We start from the raw sequence: 19,773 nt of genomic DNA, 5'->3' as shown, positions 1-19,773 counted from the left end.
GGCCAGGTGTTACGGTTGCTGCGAATGGGTGAATCTGATGTGCATTCCGCGCTTCGTGGCCGGTTGCTGGGTTGTCCAAGGTGGTCAATATTGGACTGGACCATCAGGATGATCAACGTCAGCGCAGGCGGCTCGGATGCGGCTTATCTTGAAGTGGTCGGACGCCGCATGTTTGGTCTTGCTTGCTGATGGGTGCGCGGTCTGCTGTCACGTTCGTTCATGGTCGCGCTGTCTGGCGCGTTCGGTCGCCGGTGGGTGAGCGACGAGTACGCCGTCTCGGCATGTTCGGCGTTTCTGGTGGTGACAGCTTCGATGATCGGCTCAGAGGTCGATCCTGACGAAGGCCGCTGACCTGTTCTAGCAGGTCAGCGGCCTTACTTCGTTCCAGCGCCCCTGGCAGGATTCGAACCTGCGACCTCGGGATTAGAAGTCCCTCGCTCTCTCCACTGAGCTACAGAGGCTGGAGGGGTGCGAAAGTGACCACGACGCGTGGCCACCGGTGCCCCCACCGGACACATCGTCCGGAGTCGATCGACTGTTTCCGCCCTACGTCCAAACGGGTGATGAAAACAGTCTAAACGTGACTCAGATCACGTTCGTGGGGCCGTTGAGGCTCTTTTCACGAGGGAAACGTCGAGTCTCGTCGGCCGTGGTGGTCTGCCGCCGGCCAGTAATTTCAGGGCCAGTTCGCCGGCTCGGCGGCCCTTGTCGGCCAGGGGTTGACGCACAGTAGTCAGCGGTGGGTCGCTGTAGGCCGCTTCGGGGACGTCGTCGAAGCCGACGACCGAAATGTCTCCCGGGACGGTCAGGTTCAGGTCGCGGGCCGCTTGGAGGGCGCCGAAGGCCAGTTGGTCCGACGCGCACAGCAAGGCGCTCGGGCGCGGCGTGCGGGTGAGCAACCACCGCGCGCCTAGACGTCCGAGCTCGCGATCACTGCCGCGCGCCTCCCACACCGGAACATTGTCCGGTTTCACCCCTGCTTTTTCCAAAGTGTCGAGGTAGCCGCCCAGGCGGTCCCGGCTCACGCGGAACGGCACGGCCGAACGGCGCTCGTGCGAGACCGGTCCCTCTGCTCCGTCCGGGTGCAGCGCGAAGGTCAGGACGCCGAACCGCGTGTGGCCCAGTTCCAGCAGGTGCGCGGCTGCCGCGGACGTGCCGGTGTAGTCCTGCACCTCGACTCGTGCGGAGCCCGGCAGGATCGGCTGGTCGATCACCACGAGCGGCAGGCCGCGGGCCGCCACGGCGTCCAGGGCCGGCGCGTGGTCCGGCAGCGAGTAGGCGACCATCACGTCCGCCTGCGTGCGCGACACGATGGACGGGCGTGGGCCGCCCGTCGAGTCGCCCGGCATCAGGACGAGGCTGTGGTCGTGGCCGTCGACGGTCTGGGCGAGGCCGTCGAGCACGATCGACAGCGCCGGGTCCGAGAACGCGCCGGACAGGCCCTCCGGCAGCATGAAACCCACGGCCGCGGACGTGCGGGTCGCGAGGGAGCGGGCCACCGGGTCCGGGCCCGCGTAGCCGAGGGTGCGCGCCGTTTCGAGGATGCGTTCGCGCAACGACGACGACAGCTGGTCCGGCCTGTTGTACGCGTTCGACACCGTTGCCCTGGAGACCCCGACGGCCGCGGCGACGGTGTCCAGCGTCGGCCTGCGTCGGCGGTCGGAGTCCACGGACGCATCGTATGCGAGAGATCGCACCTCAACCGCTGGCGTTGCTGAAGCGCTTCAGTCATGCTGGGCGCATGTCCCCACGCCTGGCCACGTTCGTCGTCTTCCTGTTGAACGGCGCCGTCTTCGGCACTTGGGCCTCCCGCGTGCCCGCGCTCGCCGAGCAGATCGGTGCGGAGGTGGGCAGCCTCGGCCTGGCGTTGCTCGGGGCGAGTGCCGGACTGGCGTTCACGGCGCCGTTGGCGGCACGGGTGTGTGCGCTCTACGGGTCGCGTTGGGTCCTGATAGGGAGCAGCCTCCTCAGTCCGCTGCTTCTGCCCGTGCTCGCGTTGTCGCAGTCACCGCTGCAGTTCGGACTGACGCTTGTCGCCCTGGGCGCGAGCATCGCCGCGATGGACGTGTCGATGAACATCGCCGCGGTCGTCGTCGTCCGCAGTCTTCAACGGCCGTTGATGCCGCAGTTCCACGCCGGGTTCAGCGTCGGTGGTCTCTTCGGGTCGTTGGGCAGCGCCGCCGCCGCTCAGGCGCAATGGACGCCCATGAAGCACTTCCTCCTGGCGGCGCTCGTCGGTGCACTGGTGGCCGTTCTCATCGCGAAGAAGATCCCCGGAGGAGTAGGGGAGCGCCATAGGGAAGAAGTCGCCGAACGCGCGAACGTGCTCAAGAGCCCGGTCCTCTGGCTGTTGGCGGGCGTCGCGCTGTGCAGTGCCATCGCGGAAGGAGCGGCGGCGGACTGGTCGGCGCTGTTCATGGTGCGTGAACGTGGCATGGGCGACGCGGCAGGTGCGTACGCCTATGCGGGCTTCTCGGTCGCGATGGCGCTCGCACGGTGGTTCGGCGAACCGATCCAACGCCGTCTCGGCCCGCACCGCCTGCTCGCGACGGGTGGTGGCCTCGCCGCGACGGGGCTGGCGCTCGCGGTGCTGGTCCCGTGGCCGGCGGCTGGGTACGTCGGGTTCGGACTGGCCGGGCTGGGCCTCGCGTTCTCGTTCCCCGTGGTCATGGACCTGGCCAGCGAGACCGGCAAACGCGAGGACGGCAGCGGCGGTGAGCGTCAGCTCGGGCTGGTCACGACCATCGCCTACAGCGGGTTCCTCGCGGGTCCGCCGATCGTGGGCGGCCTGGCCCACGTCAGCTCTCTCGTGCTGTCCCTCGGGTTCGTGGCGCTCGTCACGGCGCTGATCATCCCGACGACCCTGCTGGCCAGGCGTGCGGCTAGGCGGACGGCATCCGTTTGAGCGCTTCCTGACGGATCGGCTCCAGCGCCCTGCTCGCCTGGCTCTCGGTGGCGTCACCGCCCATGCCGATCGCGACCAGCAACGACTCGTCGCGCGTCACGGCGATGGTGGCCGTGCACACCATGTCCTTGTCGGAGGACGGCCGGGAGCAGCTCAGCCACGTGGCGTGCTTCGAGGTCTCGACCTCGCGGCCGTCCTTCTGGGACTTCTTCGACTCGTCGAACGACCGGTAGGGCACCGCCACCATCACGTACGGGCCCTCGTTGAGCGTGAACAGGCACGAGTTCGCCAGCTCGGTGCGCGGGACGGGCTTGAACTTGAGCGTGCCGAGCGGCTTGAGGTCCTTCTCCGTCACCAGGGAGCACGGGTCGACGCCGGCGGTCTTGCGCGGGGTCGCGATGGCGAGCGGCGGCAGTGGCTCCGCGACGGGTTCGCCCTGGACCGAGTACGCGCAGCCGGTCAGCGGGACCAGCGCGGACAGCAGGAGGAGAGAACGTCTCACACGGGGCAACACTAGAGGGTCGTAGGCTCCGGGTCGTGCCAATCGAACGCTCCACCAGAACGGGTTTGGTGCCCCTCGTCGTCATCGGCTTCGCGGTGGCGGCCCTCGCCGCCGTCGCGCTCAGCTCGTTCGAGAGCAACCCCCCGGTCGGGGTGCAGATCGTGCGGGTGCTGACCGAGACGGGTGCGGTGGTGACCATCGGCTCGTTGCTCCTGGCGGCGTTCCTCGTGCCACCGCAGAAGTCCGGCACTCTCGCAGCGGACGGCTACGCGGCGATGCGCACCGCTGGGGGCTTCGCACTGGTGTGGCTCGTCGGCGCTCTGCTGTCCGTGCCGTTCACCACGGCGGCCGCGATCGACCGGCCGGTGAGCTCGTTCACCTTCAGTCAGATGGTCGCGACGGCGATGCTGCTGGAGCAGTCGAAGGCGTGGCTGCTGACGGCGATCCTCGTGGCGTTGCTCGCGCTGGGCTGCCGTCTGGTGCTCACGTGGGGATGGACGACGGTCCTGCTGTTCGGCGCCATCTTCGCGTTGGTGCCTGTCGCCGTCACGGGCCACTCGTCGTCCGGCGGCTCGCACGACATGGCGACGAACAGCTTGCTGTTCCACCTCGTCGCCGCCGTGCTGTGGGTGGGCGGTCTGATCGCGTTGCTCGCGCACGGCAGGCGTGGCGGCGCGCACCTCCCGCTCGCCGCGACGAGGTTCTCGAAGATCGCGCTGGTCTGCTGGATCGTCATGGCCGTCTCGGGCGTGGTGAACGCGCTCGTGCGCATCACACCGGCCGATCTCGTGACGTCCACCTACGGCTGGCTGACGCTCGGCAAGCTCGCGTGCCTGCTGGTGCTCGGCGTCTTCGGCTACTTCCAGCGCGAACGCGGCGTGAAGGGCGTGGTCGACGGCAGGCCGCACGCCCTGCTCAAGCTCGCCGGCCTCGAGATCCTGCTGATGATGTTCACCATCGGCCTGGCCGTGGCGCTCGCCCGCACGCCCCCTCCCGGCGGCAGCACCGAGCTGCCCAGCCGTACGGAGATCGCGATCGGCTACGACCTCGACGGCCCGCCGACGCTCGCCGCCATCCTGTTCGACTGGCGCTTCGACCTGATCTTCGGCACTGCCGCGCTGGTCCTCGCCGCGCTGTACGTGCTGGGCGTGCGCAGGCTGACCCGGCGCGGTGACAAGTGGCCGGTCGGTCGCACCGTCGCGTGGCTGTGCGGCTGCTTCTCGCTGCTGTTCGCGACGTCGTCGGGCATGGGCCGGTACTCGCCGGCGATGTTCAGCGTGCACATGGAAGCGCACATGGTGCTGTCCATGCTGACGCCGATCCTGTTCGTCCTGGGTGGACCGGTCACGCTGGCCTTGCGCGCGTTGCCGGTCAACAAGGAGGTGCCGGGACCGCGGGAGTGGGTGCTGGCCTTCGTGCAGTCACCGGTCGCACGGCTGCTGACGAACCCCTTCGTGGCGCTGGCGTTGTTCGTCGGTTCCTTCTACGCCCTGTACTTCTCGGGACTCTTCGAGGCCGCGCTGCCGTTCCACTGGGCGCACCTCGCGATGAACGCGCACTTCATCCTCGCCGGCTACGTCTTCTACTGGCCCGTGATCGGCGTGGACCCCGCACCGAACAAGCTGCCGCCGCTCGGCAGGCTGGGACTGCTGTTCGCGTCGATCCCGTTCCACGCGTTCTTCGGCGTCATCCTGATGAGCTCCGCGACCGTCATCGGCGAGCAGTTCTACCGCGGCCTCTCGCTGCCGTGGGTGCAGAGCCTGCTGGAGGACCAGCGGCTCGGCGGCGGCATCGCGTGGGCGGCGGGGGAGATCCCGTTGCTGGTGGTCATGGTCGCGCTGCTCACGCAGTGGGCGCGGCAGGACGGCCGAGACGCGAAGCGGTACGACCGCAAGGCCGACGCCGATGGGGACGCCGACCTCGAGGCCTACAACGCGATGCTGCGGAAGATCTCCGAGAAGGGTTAGACCGACAGCGGACGGCGGAAGCCGCGGACCGCGAAGAACGCGCCGACCGCCGCGATCACGCCGCTCGTGACCAGCGCGCCGGCCACTCCCGTGACGGGGTGGGCGAGTGCCAGGCTGCGGGCGGCGTCGACCGCGTAGGTCAGCGGGTTGACCTTCGCGATCGCCTGCAGCCAGCCAGGTAGGCCGTTGATCGGCACGAACGCGCTGGACGCGAACATCAGCGGGAACATCGCCAGGAAGCCGACGGTCTGCATGAGCTCTGCCTTGCGGACCCAGGCCGCGATCGCGATGAACACCCAGCTCAGCGCCCATCCGACGACCAGGGCGAGGCCCAGTGCGGCGAGGGTGCCGAGCATGCCGCCGTCGGGGCGGAAGCCGAACACCAGGACGCCGAACGCGATCATCAGCACCAGCTGGAACGCGGTGCGGACCGCGTCGGACAGGTTGCGGGCCAACAGGACCGTGCTCGGGCGGATGGGAAGTGAACGGAACCGTGCGAGCACACCGTTCGACATGTCCTGCACGAGCCCGATGCCGGACGCGAGAGAGGACTGCATCGCGGTGTTCACGAGGATCGCGGGCAGCAGGTAGTTGATGTAACTCATGCCCGCCGGGAAGTTCGCCGTCGACGTGATGCTGCCGAAGATCTGGCTGAACAGCGTCAGCATGATCAACGGCTGCAGGATGCTGAAGAAGACGAGTGCGGGCGTGCGCAGCAGTGCGCGCAGTGAACGTCCGGTCAGCACGAGGACTTGCGTCGGGTAGCTGCTGCCGTGCCAGGTCAAGGTCGCCATGATTTCCCCCTAGTTCGCGGCGAGAGTGAGGTAGACGTCGTCCAAAGTGGGCTCCTTTAGGCCGATTTCGTGCGCCTCCAAGCCGTTGTCGTCCAATGCGCGCACGACCGTCGCAAGGTCGCGTGACGCGCTGACGGGGGTCGTGAGCGTGAGGCCCTCGGCGACGGGGTGGAGCCCCACGGAGTTGACGGCCTTCAACGCGAGGTCCACTTCGGACACCGAGTCGAGTGTGACGGTGACCGTGCGCTGGCCGACCTGGGCCTTGAGCTCGGCGCTCGTGCCGGACGCGACGACCTTCCCGTGGGACAGCACGGTGATCTGGTCGGCGAGCCGGTCGGCCTCGTCGAGGTACTGGGTGGTGAGCAGGACGGTCGTGCCGTCCGCGACGAGCTTCTCGACGATCTCCCACATCGCGAGGCGGCTGGCCGGGTCGAGGCCGGTGGTCGGCTCGTCCAGGAACAGCACCTCGGGGTTGCCGACCAGGGAGGCGGCCAGGTCGAGGCGCCGCCGCATGCCGCCGGAGTAGGTCTTGGCGTTGCGCTTGGCGGCGTCGGTCAGGTCGAACTGCTCCAGCAGGTCGTTCGCGCGCTGGTGGGCCTGCCCGCGGCTCGCGCCGAGCAGGCGGGCGATCAGCACGAGGTTGTCGTGGCCGCTGAGCTGCTCGTCGACGGCGGCGAACTGACCGGTCAGGCCGATGCGGCTGCGGACCTCGTGGCTCTGCTTCACGACGTCGAACCCCGCGACCTTCGCGCTGCCGGACGACGGCGGCAGCATCGTGGTGAGGAGGTTGACCAGCGTTGTCTTGCCGGCGCCGTTGTGGCCGAGGAGGCCGAGAACGGAGCCCTTCTTCGCGGTGACGCTCACGCCGTCGAGCGCGTTCACGTCACCGAACCTCTTGCTCACCTCATGCGCTTCGATCATGAGCTCACTCATTTTTTCTCCCCCTTGAGCGCGCCGTGCAGGAAAAGCTCGACGATGGCGGCGGGTTCGGCGGCGGTCTGGCCGAAGCCCGAGCCCATGCGGTTCGTGAAGACGGTGCCGAGCAGCATCCGTCCGGCCAGGTCAGGGCTCACCCGCAGGTCGGCGCCGGTGAACAGGCGGCCGACGGCGTCGGACAGCTGCTGCATGCCGATCGGCGGTCCCTTGTGCTTCTTGTGGTCGTCGTCGTGCGGGTGGTAGCCGGACTCGCGGAGCGTGCCGATCAGGCCCCACATGCGGTCGAGATAGCCGCTGAACGCGGCGACTCCCGCCGTGAGGCGTTCCTCAAGCGGTACGTCCGAAGGGATCGCATCGAGGCGTGCGACCTCTTCGTCCGAGCGCAGCGCGCGCTCGACGCACGCGTCGAGCAGTTCCGCCTTGTCCTTGAAGACGCGGAACACCGTGCCTTCCGCGATACCGGCCGCGGCGGCGATCTGGCTGGTGGTGACGTTCGCGCCGGCCTTGACGACGAGCGGCAGCGTGGCCTGGACGATCGCCTCGCGGCGGTCTTCCGGGCTCATAGCGGGGGCGCGGCGGCGGCGTGGTTCCTCTGACACGTTCGCCACTGTATGAGTGAGCACTCACTCATGTCAATGAGTGGGCGCTCACTCACTTGCTCGGCTCCAGTGTCGCCCTAGCACGTACCCCTGACAATTCCGCGGTTCGGGGCACCTGAAGATCTCGACTTGTCCACAGCTCGCGAGTTGTCCACAGATCCGCCGCCACCCCGTCCGGCCCGCCTGCTCCCGGAGCAACCTGGACCACGACCCCGCGACCTGGAGGCGAGCCCGATGTCCTGGAATTCCACGCTGATCACCTGCGTTGGCACTGTCGTCAGCGAGATCACCTACAAGCACGGTGAAGACGGCAAGACGTACGCGTTCTTCCGCATGAGCTCGACGGAGCGCCGGTACAACACGGGGGCCGCCGACTGGGAGGACGGCGAGACGTTGTGGATGAACGTCTCGTGCTGGCGGAAGCTCGCAGACAGCGTGAAGACCACGCTGTCCAAGGGCGATCCGGTGATCGTCCAGGGCAAGTTGCGCATGCGCTACTACGAGAAGGACGACGGGAAGAAGCTCGCCGTTCACGTGGACGCCATGCACGTCGGGTTGGACTTGAGCCGCGTGCAGTCACTGGGCGCCGCGACGCTCGTTGAGCCTCGGGCCGCCGAAGATCTCTCGGAGGAACCCGTTCCGTTCTGAGCTGTTCGGGGCAACCGTGTGCCGGACTTCGGGAACCCACCCGATCGGGTAGCGCGCGCCGGAGAAGATGTACCTACTGCGAACCACGAGAAGGAGGGAAGCTCGTAGATCGGGGCCGCCGAGGACCGATCGCCGAGAGTCGTTCACGTTCGAACGGAACGAGCAGGTCACCGACCCACGTGACGCTCGATCCAGGGGTGAGCGCTCGCTTGTCGGCGACCGAGGTCAGGAGCCTCCGGGCACCGCTCTACGATCGCCGCCATGGCCGAGTTCATCTACACCATGAAAAAGGTGCGCAAGGCGCACGGTGACAAGGTCATCCTCGATGACGTCACGATCATGTTCTACCCCGGCGCGAAGATCGGTGTGGTCGGTCCCAACGGCGCCGGCAAGTCGAGCGTGCTCAAGATCATGGCGGGGTTGGACCAGCCGAACAACGGCGAGGCGTACCTGTCGCCCGGTTACACCGTCGGGATCCTGCAGCAGGAACCGCCGCTCAACGAGGAGAAGACCGTCCTCGGCAACGTCCAGGAGGGCCTGGGCGAGATCAAGGTGAAGCTGGACCGCTTCAACGAGATCGCCGAGCTGATGGCGACCGACTACTCCGACGAGCTGATGGAGGAGATGGGCAAGCTCCAGGAGGAACTCGACCACGCCGACGCGTGGGACCTCGACTCCCAGCTGGAGCAGGCGATGGACGCCCTGCGCTGCCCGCCGGCGGACGCCGAGGTCACCAAGCTCTCCGGTGGTGAGCGCCGCCGTGTCGCGCTGTGCAAGCTGCTGCTGAGCAAGCCCGACCTGCTGCTGCTCGACGAGCCCACCAACCACCTGGACGCGGAGAGCGTCCTCTGGCTGGAGCAGCACCTCGCGCAGTACGCCGGCGCCGTGCTCGCCGTGACCCACGACCGGTACTTCCTGGACAACCTGGCCGAGTGGATCCTCGAGATCGAGCGCGGCCGCACCCACGCGTACGAGGGCAACTACTCGACGTACCTGGAGAAGAAGGCCGAGCGCCTCGCTGTCCAGGGCAAGAAGGACCAGAAGCTGCAGAAGCGCCTCAAGGACGAGCTGGACTGGGTGCGCTCCGGCGCCAAGGCCCGCCAGGCCAAGTCCAAGGCGCGTCTCGACCGCTACGAGGAGATGGCGGCCGAGGCGGAGAAGACCCGCAAGCTCGACTTCGAGGAGATCCAGGTCCCGCCGGGCCCGCGTCTGGGCAGCGTCGTGGTCGAGGTCGACAAGCTGAAGAAGGGCTTCGGCGAGCGGGTCCTGATCGACGGCCTGTCGTTCACGTTGCCGCGCAACGGCATCGTCGGCGTCATCGGTCCGAACGGTGTCGGCAAGACGACGCTGTTCAAGACCATCGTCGGTCTCGAGCAGCCCGACGCCGGCGGCGTGAAGGTCGGCGAGACGGTCCTGCTGTCCTACGTCGACCAGAACCGCGGCGGCATCGACCCCAAGAAGAACGTGTGGGAGGTCGTGTCCGGCGGACTCGACTACATCCACGTCGGCAACGTCGAGATGCCGTCCCGCGCGTACGTCAGCGCGTTCGGCTTCAAGGGCCCGGACCAGCAGAAGCCCGCCGGTGTGCTGTCCGGTGGTGAGCGCAACCGCCTGAACCTGGCGCTGACGCTCAAGATCGGCGGCAACCTGATCCTGCTGGACGAGCCGACGAACGACCTGGACGTCGAGACCCTCGGTTCGCTGGAGAACGCTCTTGAGCAGTTCCCCGGCTGCGCCGTGGTCATCTCCCACGACCGGTGGTTCCTCGACCGCGTCGCCACGCACATCCTCGCGTGGGAGGGCACGGACGAGGACCCGTCGAAGTGGTACTGGTTCGAGGGCAACTTCGAGGGCTACGAGAAGAACAAGCTCGAGCGCCTGGGTGCCGACGCCGCGAGGCCGCACCGTGTCACGTACCGCAAGCTGACACGGGACTGAGAGGGCAACGGCGACGTCGTGGCGGCGAGGGGCGAGACGCAGGCGAACGTCGAGGTGAGCACGCTGGTCGTGCCCGCCTGGATGCTGCGTTGGCGCGCACCGGAGCTCGCTCTGGTGCTGGGTGAGCGCGCTGTCGCGCTCGCCTCGACCCGCCGCGACGAGGCCGACCGCCTGAGAGCGGAGTCGCTCGTGGTCTTCGCGGGCAACCGCGTGGGCCGCGAGGTCCGCATCGCCGACAGGGCGCTCGACGCCCTGAAGGCGGCGCAGGCCGCCGGAGAGCACGAGACGGGGTGGCTGCTGCGGGTCGAACTCGCGGCGTGCGCCCGGTCCGTCGGAGCACCTCTGACGGGGTTCGCGGCGGTCACGCCGGTGCTGGAAGCGCCGGACGTGCCCGCGGAACTGCGGGCCTCGGCTCTGGTGCAGGCCAGCGAATGCCTCGTCACCGTCGGCCGCGGCGACGAACCCGCACGGGCGCTCGCCGAGGCCGATCAGCTCTACGTCGCCGACACGACGCTCGACGAGGACACGCGTCTGTTGCTGCGCGGTCACATCCGCGCGGTGCAGGCCGCCCAGCACCGGCGGTGGGGCGACCTCGCCGCCTCCATCGGTGCCGCCCGCGAGGGCCTCGACCTGCTGAGCCGGTTCTCCGATCCGTGTGCCGACAGCGGCCAGGGCGTCGGCCGGCTCACGCTGGAACTGGCGCTCGCGCTGATGGACGCGAACCGCCTGCTCGACGCGAGCGACGTCGGTGCCCCGCTGCTCGACCGCCCCGTGCGCGCGCCTTCCGCGTCCACCATCGGCTGGCTGCGCCTGGCCCTCGCCACGCGGGTGCACCTGCCCGCCGGCAGGGTCGGACTGGCCCGCGAAATGCTGCAGGAAGCCGCGGCGAGTGCCGAACGCCATCAGCTCGACACGTTGCTGGCGGAAAGCCTGCTCGCGCTCGCCCACGTGCACGAGGTGTCCGGCGACCTGGCCGACGCGCTGACGAACCTGCGCTCAGCCCACGCCGCCGAACGCCGCCGTGCCCGCGCCGTCTACGCGGTGCGCGCCCGGCTCGCCGCGGAGTTCTCCGGTGTGCACCGCCAGCCGGCAGACCTGCACCAGCAACTCGCGAGCGTGCTCCGGCCGGTCGAGGGCATGCAGGTGGTCACCGACGGCGTGTTGTCCGCCGCTCTGAAGCAACAACTCCGGCAGTGGCGTCCGGTCCACGTCCGCAAGGGCGACGGGCTGAACGTCAAGCGCGCCCGCCGCGCTGCCGAAGACATGACCGTGGAAGGTTTGTCCGCGGCACGACAACACGCCGCCGACCGGTGGCGCATGGTCCAGCCGTTCGGCGAGCCCGACGACAACACCCCGGAAGCCGTGGAACCGCCACCCGCACCCCTGCCTTCTTCCTCCCCTTCCCCCTCCGAACGCACGGTTCCCGCCTCGGGCCTGATCGCCTCCGCGGGTGCCATGGTGAGCGGCCGGCGTCGCGCCGCCCGCGTGGCCGCCGGTGAGATCGACGACCGGCCCACCACCATCGCCGAAATCCCCATCACACCAGCGGCTCCCGAGCCCGAGGCCCAGCCGGCGCCAGAGCCGCAGCTGACCGTCGAGCAGGAACGCAAGCGCAAGGTCGAGCAGCAGCTCATGGAGCTGCAGCGCGAGGCCCGCCGCCAGATCGAGGCGGAACGCCAGGTCCGCGCCGAACAACGCGCCCAGGCCGAACGCGAGGCCCAGGCCGCCGAGGAAGCCGCGCGCGAGGAGGCCGCCCGTCAGGAAGCGGCCCGTCAGGAAGCCGCGCGTCAGGAAGCGGCCCGCGAAGAGGCGGCCACGCAGGAGGCCGCACGGCAAGAGGCCGCCCGCCAGGACGCGGCGCGAGAAGCGGCCGCCCGCCAGGAGGCTGCTCGTCTGGAAGCCGCGCGAGAAGAGGCCGTCCGTCAGGAGGCCGCGCGCGAGGAGGCGGCGCGTCAGGCTGCCGCTCGTGAAGAGGCCGCCCGGCAGGAGGCCGCGCGTCAGGAAGCGGCTCGCGAGGAGGCGGCGCGCCAGGAAGCGGCCCGTCTGGACGCGGTCCGTGAAGAGGCGGCGCGGCACGAGTCCGCGTGGCAGGACGTCGCGCGCCAGGAGGCGGCTCGCCTGGAGTCCGGGCGCCAGGAGGAGGCCCGCCGCGAGGCCGCGCGTCAGGAAGCGGTGCGCAGGGACGTCGCCCGACAGGAGGCGGCGCACCAGGAAGTCGCCCGCCTGGCCGTGGAACGCGAGGAAGCTGCCCGCGCGCAGGCCGCCGCACGCGATGACGCGCCGGAATCGCAGCAGGAGAGCGTGCTGGACATGCTCAAGGCCCAGGGCCTGCGGGCAGGCGGTCGCCGCCGGGCGCGCGACGCCGAGTCGCAGTCCGACACCCCGTCGTGGCGCGTCGAACCCCCGTCGAACTCGCGCCGCGACGACCAGGCGGCGGACCCGTCGCCGAACTACTTCGGCGACTCCAGCACGCGTTCCCGCTCCGAGCGCCTGGCAGACCAGGGCATCGCGGACGGCGGGGCGCGGTCCGGTCTGGCCGCGGCGTTCTCGCGTCCGCCGGAGGCTCCGGACTTCGGTCCTCACCTCGACGAGCCCGCCTACCCGCTGCACACCCCGGCCGAGGGTTTCCCGGCGGCCGCGGCCGACCCGGACGAGCGCAGGCTCCCGAACCTCGACTTCAGCGGACTGGACTTCGGCGGCCTCGACTTCACCACCTCGAAGTCGAAGCCCACCGAATCCGTCCCGGCCTCACCGCCCGAGGAACGCCCGGACCCCGCGGAGCCGGAGAAGAAGCCGCTCCCGGACCCTGTCCCGGCCGTGCCGGTCCCGGACGAGATCCCGCAGGCCCCCGAACCGGACCTGGTGTCGACCAGCTTCCTCAGCTCGGCGGACGTCGACGACGACCCGTCGGACGTCCCCACGACGCCGACGCGCGCACAACCGCAGGCCGAGCACGCCCAGCCCGCGTTCGGCGGCCAGAGCGGCTTCGGCGCGCAGACCTCCTTCGGCACGCAGTCGAGCTTCGGCACGCAGACGTTCGGTGGCAGCCCGACGTTCGGCACGCAGCCGGGCTTCGGTGAGCAGCCGGGTGCCGGTGAACAGCCCGGCTACGGGTTCGGGGCCGCCGCGTTCGACACCGCGCCCAGCAACGGCACGGACTTCGGCCTCGACGCGAAGCCCGGTCAGCCCGCATCACCCGGCTCCGCCTCTCCCACAGACCCCACCGAGCCGAGCGGGCAGGACTCGCCGGAGTCCGCGTCGACGACCACGCAGACCGACTCGGCCGCGTCGTACGACTTCTTCGCCACCAAGCCGGAAGGCGGAGACCCGGCCACCGAGAAGATCAGCCGGCCCGATCCCGAAGACCCGGCGGGCCGCCCGAGCAGTCGCCGCAGACCGAGCGAGATGAGCCTCGCCGACCTGCTGGCCGAAGCACTGGTCGCCTACGAGACGGGCCGCCGTTCCGACGAGGAACAGCTCGACGCCTCCGACCTGGCCGCCTCGGACTGGTCGGCGGCCGAACCCGAGGCCACTTCGGCGGGCCTGTCGGAACGTGCCACCGAGGCCGCTGCGGCGGGCCAGTCGGAACTTGCCGCCGAGGCCGCGCCGGTCGACGCGGACCCGGTGTTCCGGCCGGGCGAGTCGTTCGGCGCGGGCGCGGAGCGGCAGACGGGGGTGGATCCGGCGGCGGGGACGGCGTTCAGCTCGGACGCGTTGTTCCGGACCAGCCGGCCCCCGAACGACTGGTCGGAGAATCCCGACACCTCCGCCGAGGAGATGTTCGGGTCGGGTGCCTCCTACATCGTCCAGCTGAACAGGCCCGCCGGGGTCACGTCCTCGTCGGAGGCGCTGCCTTCGCAGGAGGCCGCGCCGGGGTCGGAGGCGTTGTTCCGGTCAGGGCTGCCCTTCGGGACGCACCAGGACTCCGCGTCGTCCTCGGACGCGCTGTTCGGGGGGCCGGGGAACACCCGGCAGGACCCGGCGGCGGGGAACCCTTCGGAGGCGTTGTTCGGAACCGGCCGGCCGGAGTCGGAGCAGGAGAAGACCGGGCCGATCACCCCGGTGGCGTCGGACACCGAGACGACCGGTCCGATTCGTCCTTTCCGGGCGGGCGGGCCTCCCGGTTGGACGCTGCCGAGCATGTGAGGGTGGTCAGCGCCACACCTCAAGCCTTGCCCAACTGGGGCGGGTCGGAGATCGCGCGAGCGGCCTGGCGATGACCATTGGCGTACAGGCCGGTGAGGTTTCGACGGTTCCACGGTGGTCATGCCGTCGTGGGGCCCATGATCGGATGAACGTGTGGAGCGACGGGGTGTCGGGGCCGGCGGTGACAGCCGGCGTCCCGTCGTGTCCGCGGATGTGGAAAGCCTTGTCCCCACTGATGATGTGACTCGATTCAGCCCACGATTCAGTGGTCAGTCAGTGCCCCTCCTGTTGCCGGTGACGGCCGCCACCCCATCTATGGTGGGGCCGGACCCGGCACACAGAGGTGCCGGATAGCGTGGAGTCGCCTGAACATGACCTCGACTGGAGCCCCGACCCGAACCGACGACGTCTCCGCGGCCCCCGCCGCGGGTGATGGCAGTCGAACGGCCAGTCCTGAGCAGGTCCGTGACGAGTTGATCGAACGGGCCGCCGCCAATGCCCCTGAACTCGCTGATCTGATCCGCCTCTTCTACCGCCACGTGCCCGCCGAGGAAGTCAACGACGACGACCCGGTGGACCTGGTCGGAGCGGTGCGGTCGAACTACCAGCTCGCCGAGAGCCGCGTCCCCGGACGCGCCGCGGTGCGCATCCTCAACCCGACGCGCGGCGCCGACGGGTGGCAGTGCCCCGTCACGGTGGTCCAGGTCGTCACGGACGACATGCCCTACCTCGTCGACTCGGTCGCGTCCGAGCTCACGCGCGGTGGTCTGCAGGTGCAGCGCGTCGTGCACCCGATCGTCGTCGTGCGGCGTGACCCGGTCACGGGCGAGCGCACCGAGGTGCTGCCGACCGCCGATCCGGCCGATCCGCCAGTGGACGCGCTGGCCGAGTCGTGGATGAACATCGAGGTCGACCTCATCACCGACCCCGATCGTGCCCGCGAGCTCGAGACGCGCCTGCTGACGGTGCTGACCGACGTCCGCGAGGTCGTCGAGGACACCGACCGCATGGTCACCACGGCGCTGCAGCTGGCCGACGAGCTGGAGAAGGACTCGTCCGAGGCCACCGCGGACGGCTCGAACCTGCTCAAGTGGCTCGCGGACGGGCACTTCACGTTCATGGGCTACCGGCAGTACGAGCTGGTGCGCGAGGACGGCGAACCGGCGCTGCGGGCCGTGCTCGCGAGCGGTCTGGGCGTGCTGCGCCAGGACAGCCTCGCCGCGCGCAGCCTGACCGCCGGGCCGGACAACGGCGCGCAGGCGCTGAGCCCCGAACTGCTGGTGCTGACGCAGGCGAGCGCGCAGAGCAGCGTGCACCGCAGCATCTACCCGTACTACGTGGGCGTGAAGACGTTCGACGCCGAGGGCAACGTCACCGGCGAGCACCGCTTCCTGGGCATCTTCAGCACCACCGCGCTGCACGAGAACGTCCTCGACATCCCCGTGGTCGAGCGCCGCGTGCGCGAGGTGATCCACCGCGCCGGCTTCCCGCTGCAGTCGTACTCCGGCCAGCGGATGCTGGAGGTCATCCAGAACTACCCGCGCACCGAGCTGTTCTCGGTCGACGCGGACACGCTCTACCAGACGGTGACGGGCGTCATCGCGCTCGCGGAACGCCGCCGGCTGCGGCTGTTCCTGCGCCGCGACCCGTTCGGCCGCTTCTTCAGCTGCCTGGTCTACCTGCCGCGCGACCGCTACACGACGACGAGCCGTCTCGCGATGCAGGAGGTGCTGCTCGCCGAGCTCGGCGGCCTGAACCTCGAGTACAGCGCGCGCATCGGCGAGTCCGCGCTGGCACGCGTGCACTTCATGGTCCACACGGACCCGGCGCGCACGCTGGAGCCGGACGTCCTGGCGATCCAGGCGAACCTCGCCGAGGCCATCCGCAGCTGGGACGACCGCATGGTCGAGGCCGTCGGAGGCGACGACCTCGGCGCCGAGTCGGCCACGGAGCAGGGCCAGCGCTTCGCCTCGGTGTTCCCTGAGGCCTACAAGGAGGACTTCCCGGCCTCCACGGGCCTGGAGGACTACCGGCGCATCGAGAAGCTCGTCGAGGGCGACCTCGACATGGTCTTCTACGTGCCCGAGGGCGCCGAGCCGGGCGAGCGGCGCTTCAAGCTGTTCGTGACCGGTGAGGGCATCACCCTCTCGGACGTGCTGCCGATGCTGCAGCGCATGGGCGTCATCGTCGTCGACGAACGGCCGTACGAGATCGCGCGCGAAGACGGCGTGCAGTGCTGGATCTACGACTTCGGCCTGCGCATCGACAAGGCCGCGCTCGCGCAGCTCTCCGAGGCCGACCTCGACGGTGTGCGCGTGCGGTTCCAGGACGCGTTCGCCGCGGTCTGGCGCGGTGAGGCCGAGGTCGACAGGTTCAACTCGCTGGTGCTGCAGGCAGGGCTCACCTGGCAGCAGGCCGCGATGCTGCGCGCGTACGCGAAGTACCTGCGCCAGGCGGGCACGCCGTACTCGCAGGACTACATCGAGGACGCCGTGCTCGGCCACACGAGCGTGGCGATCGCGCTCGTCGCGTTGTACGAGGCCCGGTTCAACCCGGCGCTGAGCGACGCGAACAGGGCCGCGCACACCGAGACCATGGTCACCGAGATCGGCAAGCTGATCGACGACGTGACGAGCCTCGACGCGGACCGCATCCTGCGCAGCCTGCTCAGCCTCATCAACGCCACGCTGCGGACGAACTACTTCTTCCGCGACGCCGACGGCAACGCGCGGCCGTACCTGTCGGTCAAGCTCGACCCGCAGGCGATCCCGGACCTGCCGCAGCCGCGGCCGAAGTTCGAGATCTTCGTGTACTCGCCGCGCGTCGAGGGCGTGCACCTGCGCTTCGGCAGCGTCGCGCGCGGTGGTCTGCGCTGGTCCGACCGCCGCGAGGACTTCCGCACGGAGGTGCTGGGCCTCGTCAAGGCGCAGGCCGTGAAGAACGCCGTGATCGTGCCGGTCGGCGCGAAGGGCGGCTTCGTGGTGAAGAAGCCGATCCCGCCCACGGGTGACCCCGGCATCGACCGCGAGAACTTCATGTCCGAGGGCATCGCCTGCTACAAGATGTTCATCTCGGGCCTGCTCGACCTCACCGACAACCTGATCAACAACGAGGTCGTGCCCGCGCCGCAGGTCGTGCGCTACGACGGCGACGACACGTACCTGGTCGTGGCCGCGGACAAGGGCACCGCGACGTTCTCCGACATCGCGAACGGCGTGAGCCAGAGCTACGGCTTCTGGCTGGGCGACGCGTTCGCCTCGGGTGGCTCGATCGGCTACGACCACAAGGCCATGGGCATCACGGCCAAGGGCGCGTGGGAGAGCGTGAAGCGCTCGTTCCGCGAGCTCGGCGTGGACACGCAGACCGAGGAGTTCACGGTCGTCGGCATCGGCGACATGTCCGGTGACGTGTTCGGCAACGGCATGATGCTGTCCGAGCACATCCGGCTCGTGGCCGCGTTCGACCACCGGCACGTCTTCCTCGACCCGAACCCGGTCGCGGACTCGTCGTTCGCCGAGCGCGTGCGGTTGTTCACCGTCCCGCGCTCGTCGTGGGACGACTACGACCGCTCGCTGATCAGCGAGGGCGGCGGCGTCTACCCGCTCACGGCGAAGTCGATCCCGATCTCCGAGCAGGTTCGCGTCGCGCTGGGCCTCGACGAGGGCGTCGTGAAGCTGTCCCCGCCGGAGCTCAAGAAGGCGATCCTGCTCTCGCCGGTCGACCTGCTGTGGAACGGCGGTATCGGCACGTACGTCAAGGCGTCGACCGAGTCGCACGCCGACGTCGGCGACAAGGCCAACGACTCGATCCGCGTCAACGGCGACGAGCTGCGCGTCAAGGTCATCGGTGAGGGCGGCAACCTGGGCCTGACCCAGCGCGGCCGCATCGAGTTCGCCCGCAACGGCGGCAAGGTCAACACCGACGCGCTCGACAACTCCGCCGGCGTCGACTGCTCCGACCACGAGGTCAACATCAAGATCCTGCTGGACCACCTGGTCCGCGAGGGCTCGGTGGAGCAGCAGCAGCGCAACGAGGTCCTCGCCGAGATGACCGACGAGGTCGGCGAGCTCGTGCTGGCGGACAACTACTCGCAGAACAGCGTGCTCGGTGTCAGCCGGGCGCACGCGGCCCCGATGCTGTCGGTGCACGCGCGCCTCACGGCCGACCTGGAGGCGCGCGGTGCGCTCAACCGCAAGCTGGAGGCGATGCCGAGCGTCGCGGAGTTCAAGGCGCTGGAGAAGGCCGGTGAGGGCCTCACCTCACCGGAGCTCGCCACGCTGCTCGCGTTCACGAAGCTCACGCTGAAGGAAGAGCTGCTCGCGAGCGACATCCCGACGATCGACACGTTCACCCGCAAGCTCCCGGACTACTTCCCGAGCCTGCTGCGTGAGCGTTTCGGCGCCGAGATCCCGAACCACCCGCTGGCGCGGCAGATCATCACCACGGTCGTCGTCAACGAGGTCGTGGACGGCGGTGGCATCTCCTTCGCCTTCCGCCTGGCCGAGGAGATGAGCGCGTCGGCGACGGACGCGGTCCGCGCGTACGCCGTCGTCACCCAGGTCTTCGACCTGCCGTCGATCTGGCGTGAGATCGAGGCGCTCGACACGGTGGTGCCGACGGACGTCCAGGACAGCATGGTCCTGGAGACCCGCCGCCTGCTCGACCGCGCGTCCCGCTGGCTGCTGTCCAACCGCCCGCAGCCGCTCGCGGTGGGCTCGACGATCAACCGCTTCCGGAGCGTGGTCGAGGAGCTCAGCCCGTTCGCCTTCGACCTGTTGCAGGGCAAGGAACTGGACGTGGTCGCGGGCAAGGCCGACCGCTACGTCGAACAGGGTGTCCCGGCGGAGCTCGCCCGCAAGGTCGCGGCGCTGCTCTACATGTACGGCCTGCTCGACGTCACCGAGATCGCCGAGCTGGCCGAACGCGAGTTCGGCCCGACCGGCGGCGCGGGTCCGGAGCGCACGCACCGCGAGACGGCCGAGCTGTACTTCGCGCTGTCCGACCACCTCGACATCGACCACATGCTGGACTCGGTGACGAGCCTGGAGCGCGGCAACCGCTGGCACGCACTGGCCCGGCTGGCTCTCCGCGACGACTTCTACTCGTCGCTGCGGGCCATCTCGGTCGACGTGCTGAGGGCGAGCGACGAGGACGACACGGCGAGCGAGAAGATCGCCAAGTGGGAGCAGGCCAACGCCTCCCGCCTGGCCCGCTCGCGCGGTGCGCTGGAGGAGATCAACCGGGTGCACCAGCTGGACCTCGCGACGCTGTCCGTGGCCGCACGTCAGGTGCGGAGCATGGTCAGGTAGCACGCAGCGAAAACGGGGCGCCGCGGAAT

At 69.6% G+C, this 19,773-nt stretch carries 12 protein-coding genes and 1 tRNA gene; 7 read left to right on the top strand and 6 right to left on the bottom strand.

Annotated features, from left to right (window positions below):
- Positions 1-192: 192 nt before the first annotated feature.
- Positions 193-351 carry a hypothetical protein gene (locus ACFWN2_RS18885; protein WP_382428822.1) on the top strand — a complete coding sequence of 53 codons (159 nt, stop codon included), beginning with the start codon at positions 193-195 and terminating at the stop codon, positions 349-351.
- 37 nt (positions 352-388) lie between these two features.
- Here ACFWN2_RS18885 and ACFWN2_RS18880 read toward each other — a convergent pair.
- Positions 389-461 (bottom strand) — tRNA-Arg (locus ACFWN2_RS18880).
- A gap of 129 nt (positions 462-590) precedes the next feature.
- On the bottom strand, positions 591-1,670 hold the full coding sequence (locus ACFWN2_RS18875; RefSeq protein WP_382428820.1) for a LacI family DNA-binding transcriptional regulator: 1,080 nt from the start codon (positions 1,668-1,670) through the stop codon (positions 591-593).
- A gap of 71 nt (positions 1,671-1,741) precedes the next feature.
- Here ACFWN2_RS18875 and ACFWN2_RS18870 point away from each other — a divergent pair, with 71 nt between their 5' ends.
- Positions 1,742-2,905: an MFS transporter gene (locus ACFWN2_RS18870; RefSeq protein WP_382428818.1), complete on the top strand. Its 1,164-nt coding sequence runs from the start codon at positions 1,742-1,744 to the stop codon at positions 2,903-2,905.
- On the opposite strand, the gene ACFWN2_RS18865 is transcribed toward ACFWN2_RS18870, so the two are convergent.
- A complete protein-coding gene (locus ACFWN2_RS18865; protein ID WP_382428816.1) occupies positions 2,883-3,407 on the bottom strand; it encodes a hypothetical protein in 525 nt (174 codons plus the stop codon). The genes ACFWN2_RS18870 and ACFWN2_RS18865 overlap by 23 nt on opposite strands.
- A 35-nt stretch (positions 3,408-3,442) precedes the next feature.
- Here ACFWN2_RS18865 and ACFWN2_RS18860 point away from each other — a divergent pair, with 35 nt between their 5' ends.
- Positions 3,443-5,374 carry a cytochrome c oxidase assembly protein gene (locus ACFWN2_RS18860; RefSeq protein WP_382428814.1) on the top strand — a complete coding sequence of 644 codons (1,932 nt, stop codon included), beginning with the start codon at positions 3,443-3,445 and terminating at the stop codon, positions 5,372-5,374.
- Here ACFWN2_RS18860 and ACFWN2_RS18855 read toward each other — a convergent pair.
- Genes ACFWN2_RS18855 through ACFWN2_RS18845 form a run of 3 tightly spaced genes read right to left on the bottom strand, consistent with a single transcriptional unit; the run spans position 5,371 to position 7,703 of the window.
- Positions 5,371-6,168 carry an ABC transporter permease gene (locus ACFWN2_RS18855; protein WP_382428812.1) on the bottom strand — a complete coding sequence of 266 codons (798 nt, stop codon included), beginning with the start codon at positions 6,166-6,168 and terminating at the stop codon, positions 5,371-5,373. The genes ACFWN2_RS18860 and ACFWN2_RS18855 overlap by 4 nt on opposite strands.
- Before the next feature lie 9 nt (positions 6,169-6,177).
- A complete protein-coding gene (locus tag ACFWN2_RS18850) occupies positions 6,178-7,101 on the bottom strand; it encodes an ATP-binding cassette domain-containing protein (protein ID WP_382428810.1) in 924 nt (307 codons plus the stop codon).
- On the bottom strand, positions 7,098-7,703 hold the full coding sequence (locus tag ACFWN2_RS18845) for a TetR/AcrR family transcriptional regulator (RefSeq protein ID WP_382428808.1): 606 nt from the start codon (positions 7,701-7,703) through the stop codon (positions 7,098-7,100). The genes ACFWN2_RS18850 and ACFWN2_RS18845 overlap by 4 nt, the downstream gene beginning before the upstream one ends.
- Positions 7,704-7,937: 234 nt before the next feature.
- Here ACFWN2_RS18845 and ACFWN2_RS18840 point away from each other — a divergent pair, with 234 nt between their 5' ends.
- From ACFWN2_RS18840 to ACFWN2_RS18825, 4 genes are all read left to right on the top strand, one after another.
- Positions 7,938-8,351, top strand: a complete 414-nt coding sequence (locus ACFWN2_RS18840; protein ID WP_382428806.1) for a single-stranded DNA-binding protein — start codon at positions 7,938-7,940, stop codon at positions 8,349-8,351.
- Positions 8,352-8,612: 261 nt separating this feature from the next.
- The gene (gene ettA, locus ACFWN2_RS18835) at positions 8,613-10,289 is read left to right on the top strand and encodes an energy-dependent translational throttle protein EttA (RefSeq protein WP_382428804.1); all 1,677 of its coding nucleotides are present in this window, start codon (positions 8,613-8,615) and stop codon (positions 10,287-10,289) included.
- A gap of 18 nt (positions 10,290-10,307) precedes the next feature.
- Positions 10,308-14,435, top strand: coding sequence for a hypothetical protein (locus ACFWN2_RS18830; protein WP_382428802.1), 4,128 nt, complete (start codon positions 10,308-10,310; stop codon positions 14,433-14,435).
- A gap of 371 nt (positions 14,436-14,806) precedes the next feature.
- Positions 14,807-19,744 (top strand): NAD-glutamate dehydrogenase, encoded by a 4,938-nt coding sequence (locus ACFWN2_RS18825; RefSeq protein ID WP_382428800.1) that lies wholly within the window; start codon positions 14,807-14,809, stop codon positions 19,742-19,744.
- The last annotated feature ends 29 nt before the right edge of the window (positions 19,745-19,773 follow it).

The organism is Lentzea sp. NPDC058436, from assembly GCF_042721515.1.
Lineage (GTDB): Bacteria > Actinomycetota > Actinomycetes > Mycobacteriales > Pseudonocardiaceae > Lentzea.
Note: the sequence above shows the minus strand (reverse complement) of the source record. Positions and strands in the feature narration are given on the sequence as shown.

What these genes read in the sequence shown, in the direction of transcription:
- ettA (WP_382428804.1), top strand. Translation starts at nt 8,613, where the DNA reads ATGGCCGAGTTCATCTACACCATGAAAAAGGTGCGCAAGGCGCACGGT.
- ACFWN2_RS18855 (WP_382428812.1), bottom strand. Translation starts at nt 6,168, where the DNA reads ATGGCGACCTTGACCTGGCACGGCAGCAGCTACCCGACGCAAGTCCTC.
- ACFWN2_RS18850 (WP_382428810.1), bottom strand. Translation starts at nt 7,101, where the DNA reads ATGAGTGAGCTCATGATCGAAGCGCATGAGGTGAGCAAGAGGTTCGGT.
- ACFWN2_RS18840 (WP_382428806.1), top strand. Translation starts at nt 7,938, where the DNA reads ATGTCCTGGAATTCCACGCTGATCACCTGCGTTGGCACTGTCGTCAGC.
- ACFWN2_RS18870 (WP_382428818.1), top strand. Translation starts at nt 1,742, where the DNA reads ATGTCCCCACGCCTGGCCACGTTCGTCGTCTTCCTGTTGAACGGCGCC.
- ACFWN2_RS18825 (WP_382428800.1), top strand. Translation starts at nt 14,807, where the DNA reads ATGACCTCGACTGGAGCCCCGACCCGAACCGACGACGTCTCCGCGGCC.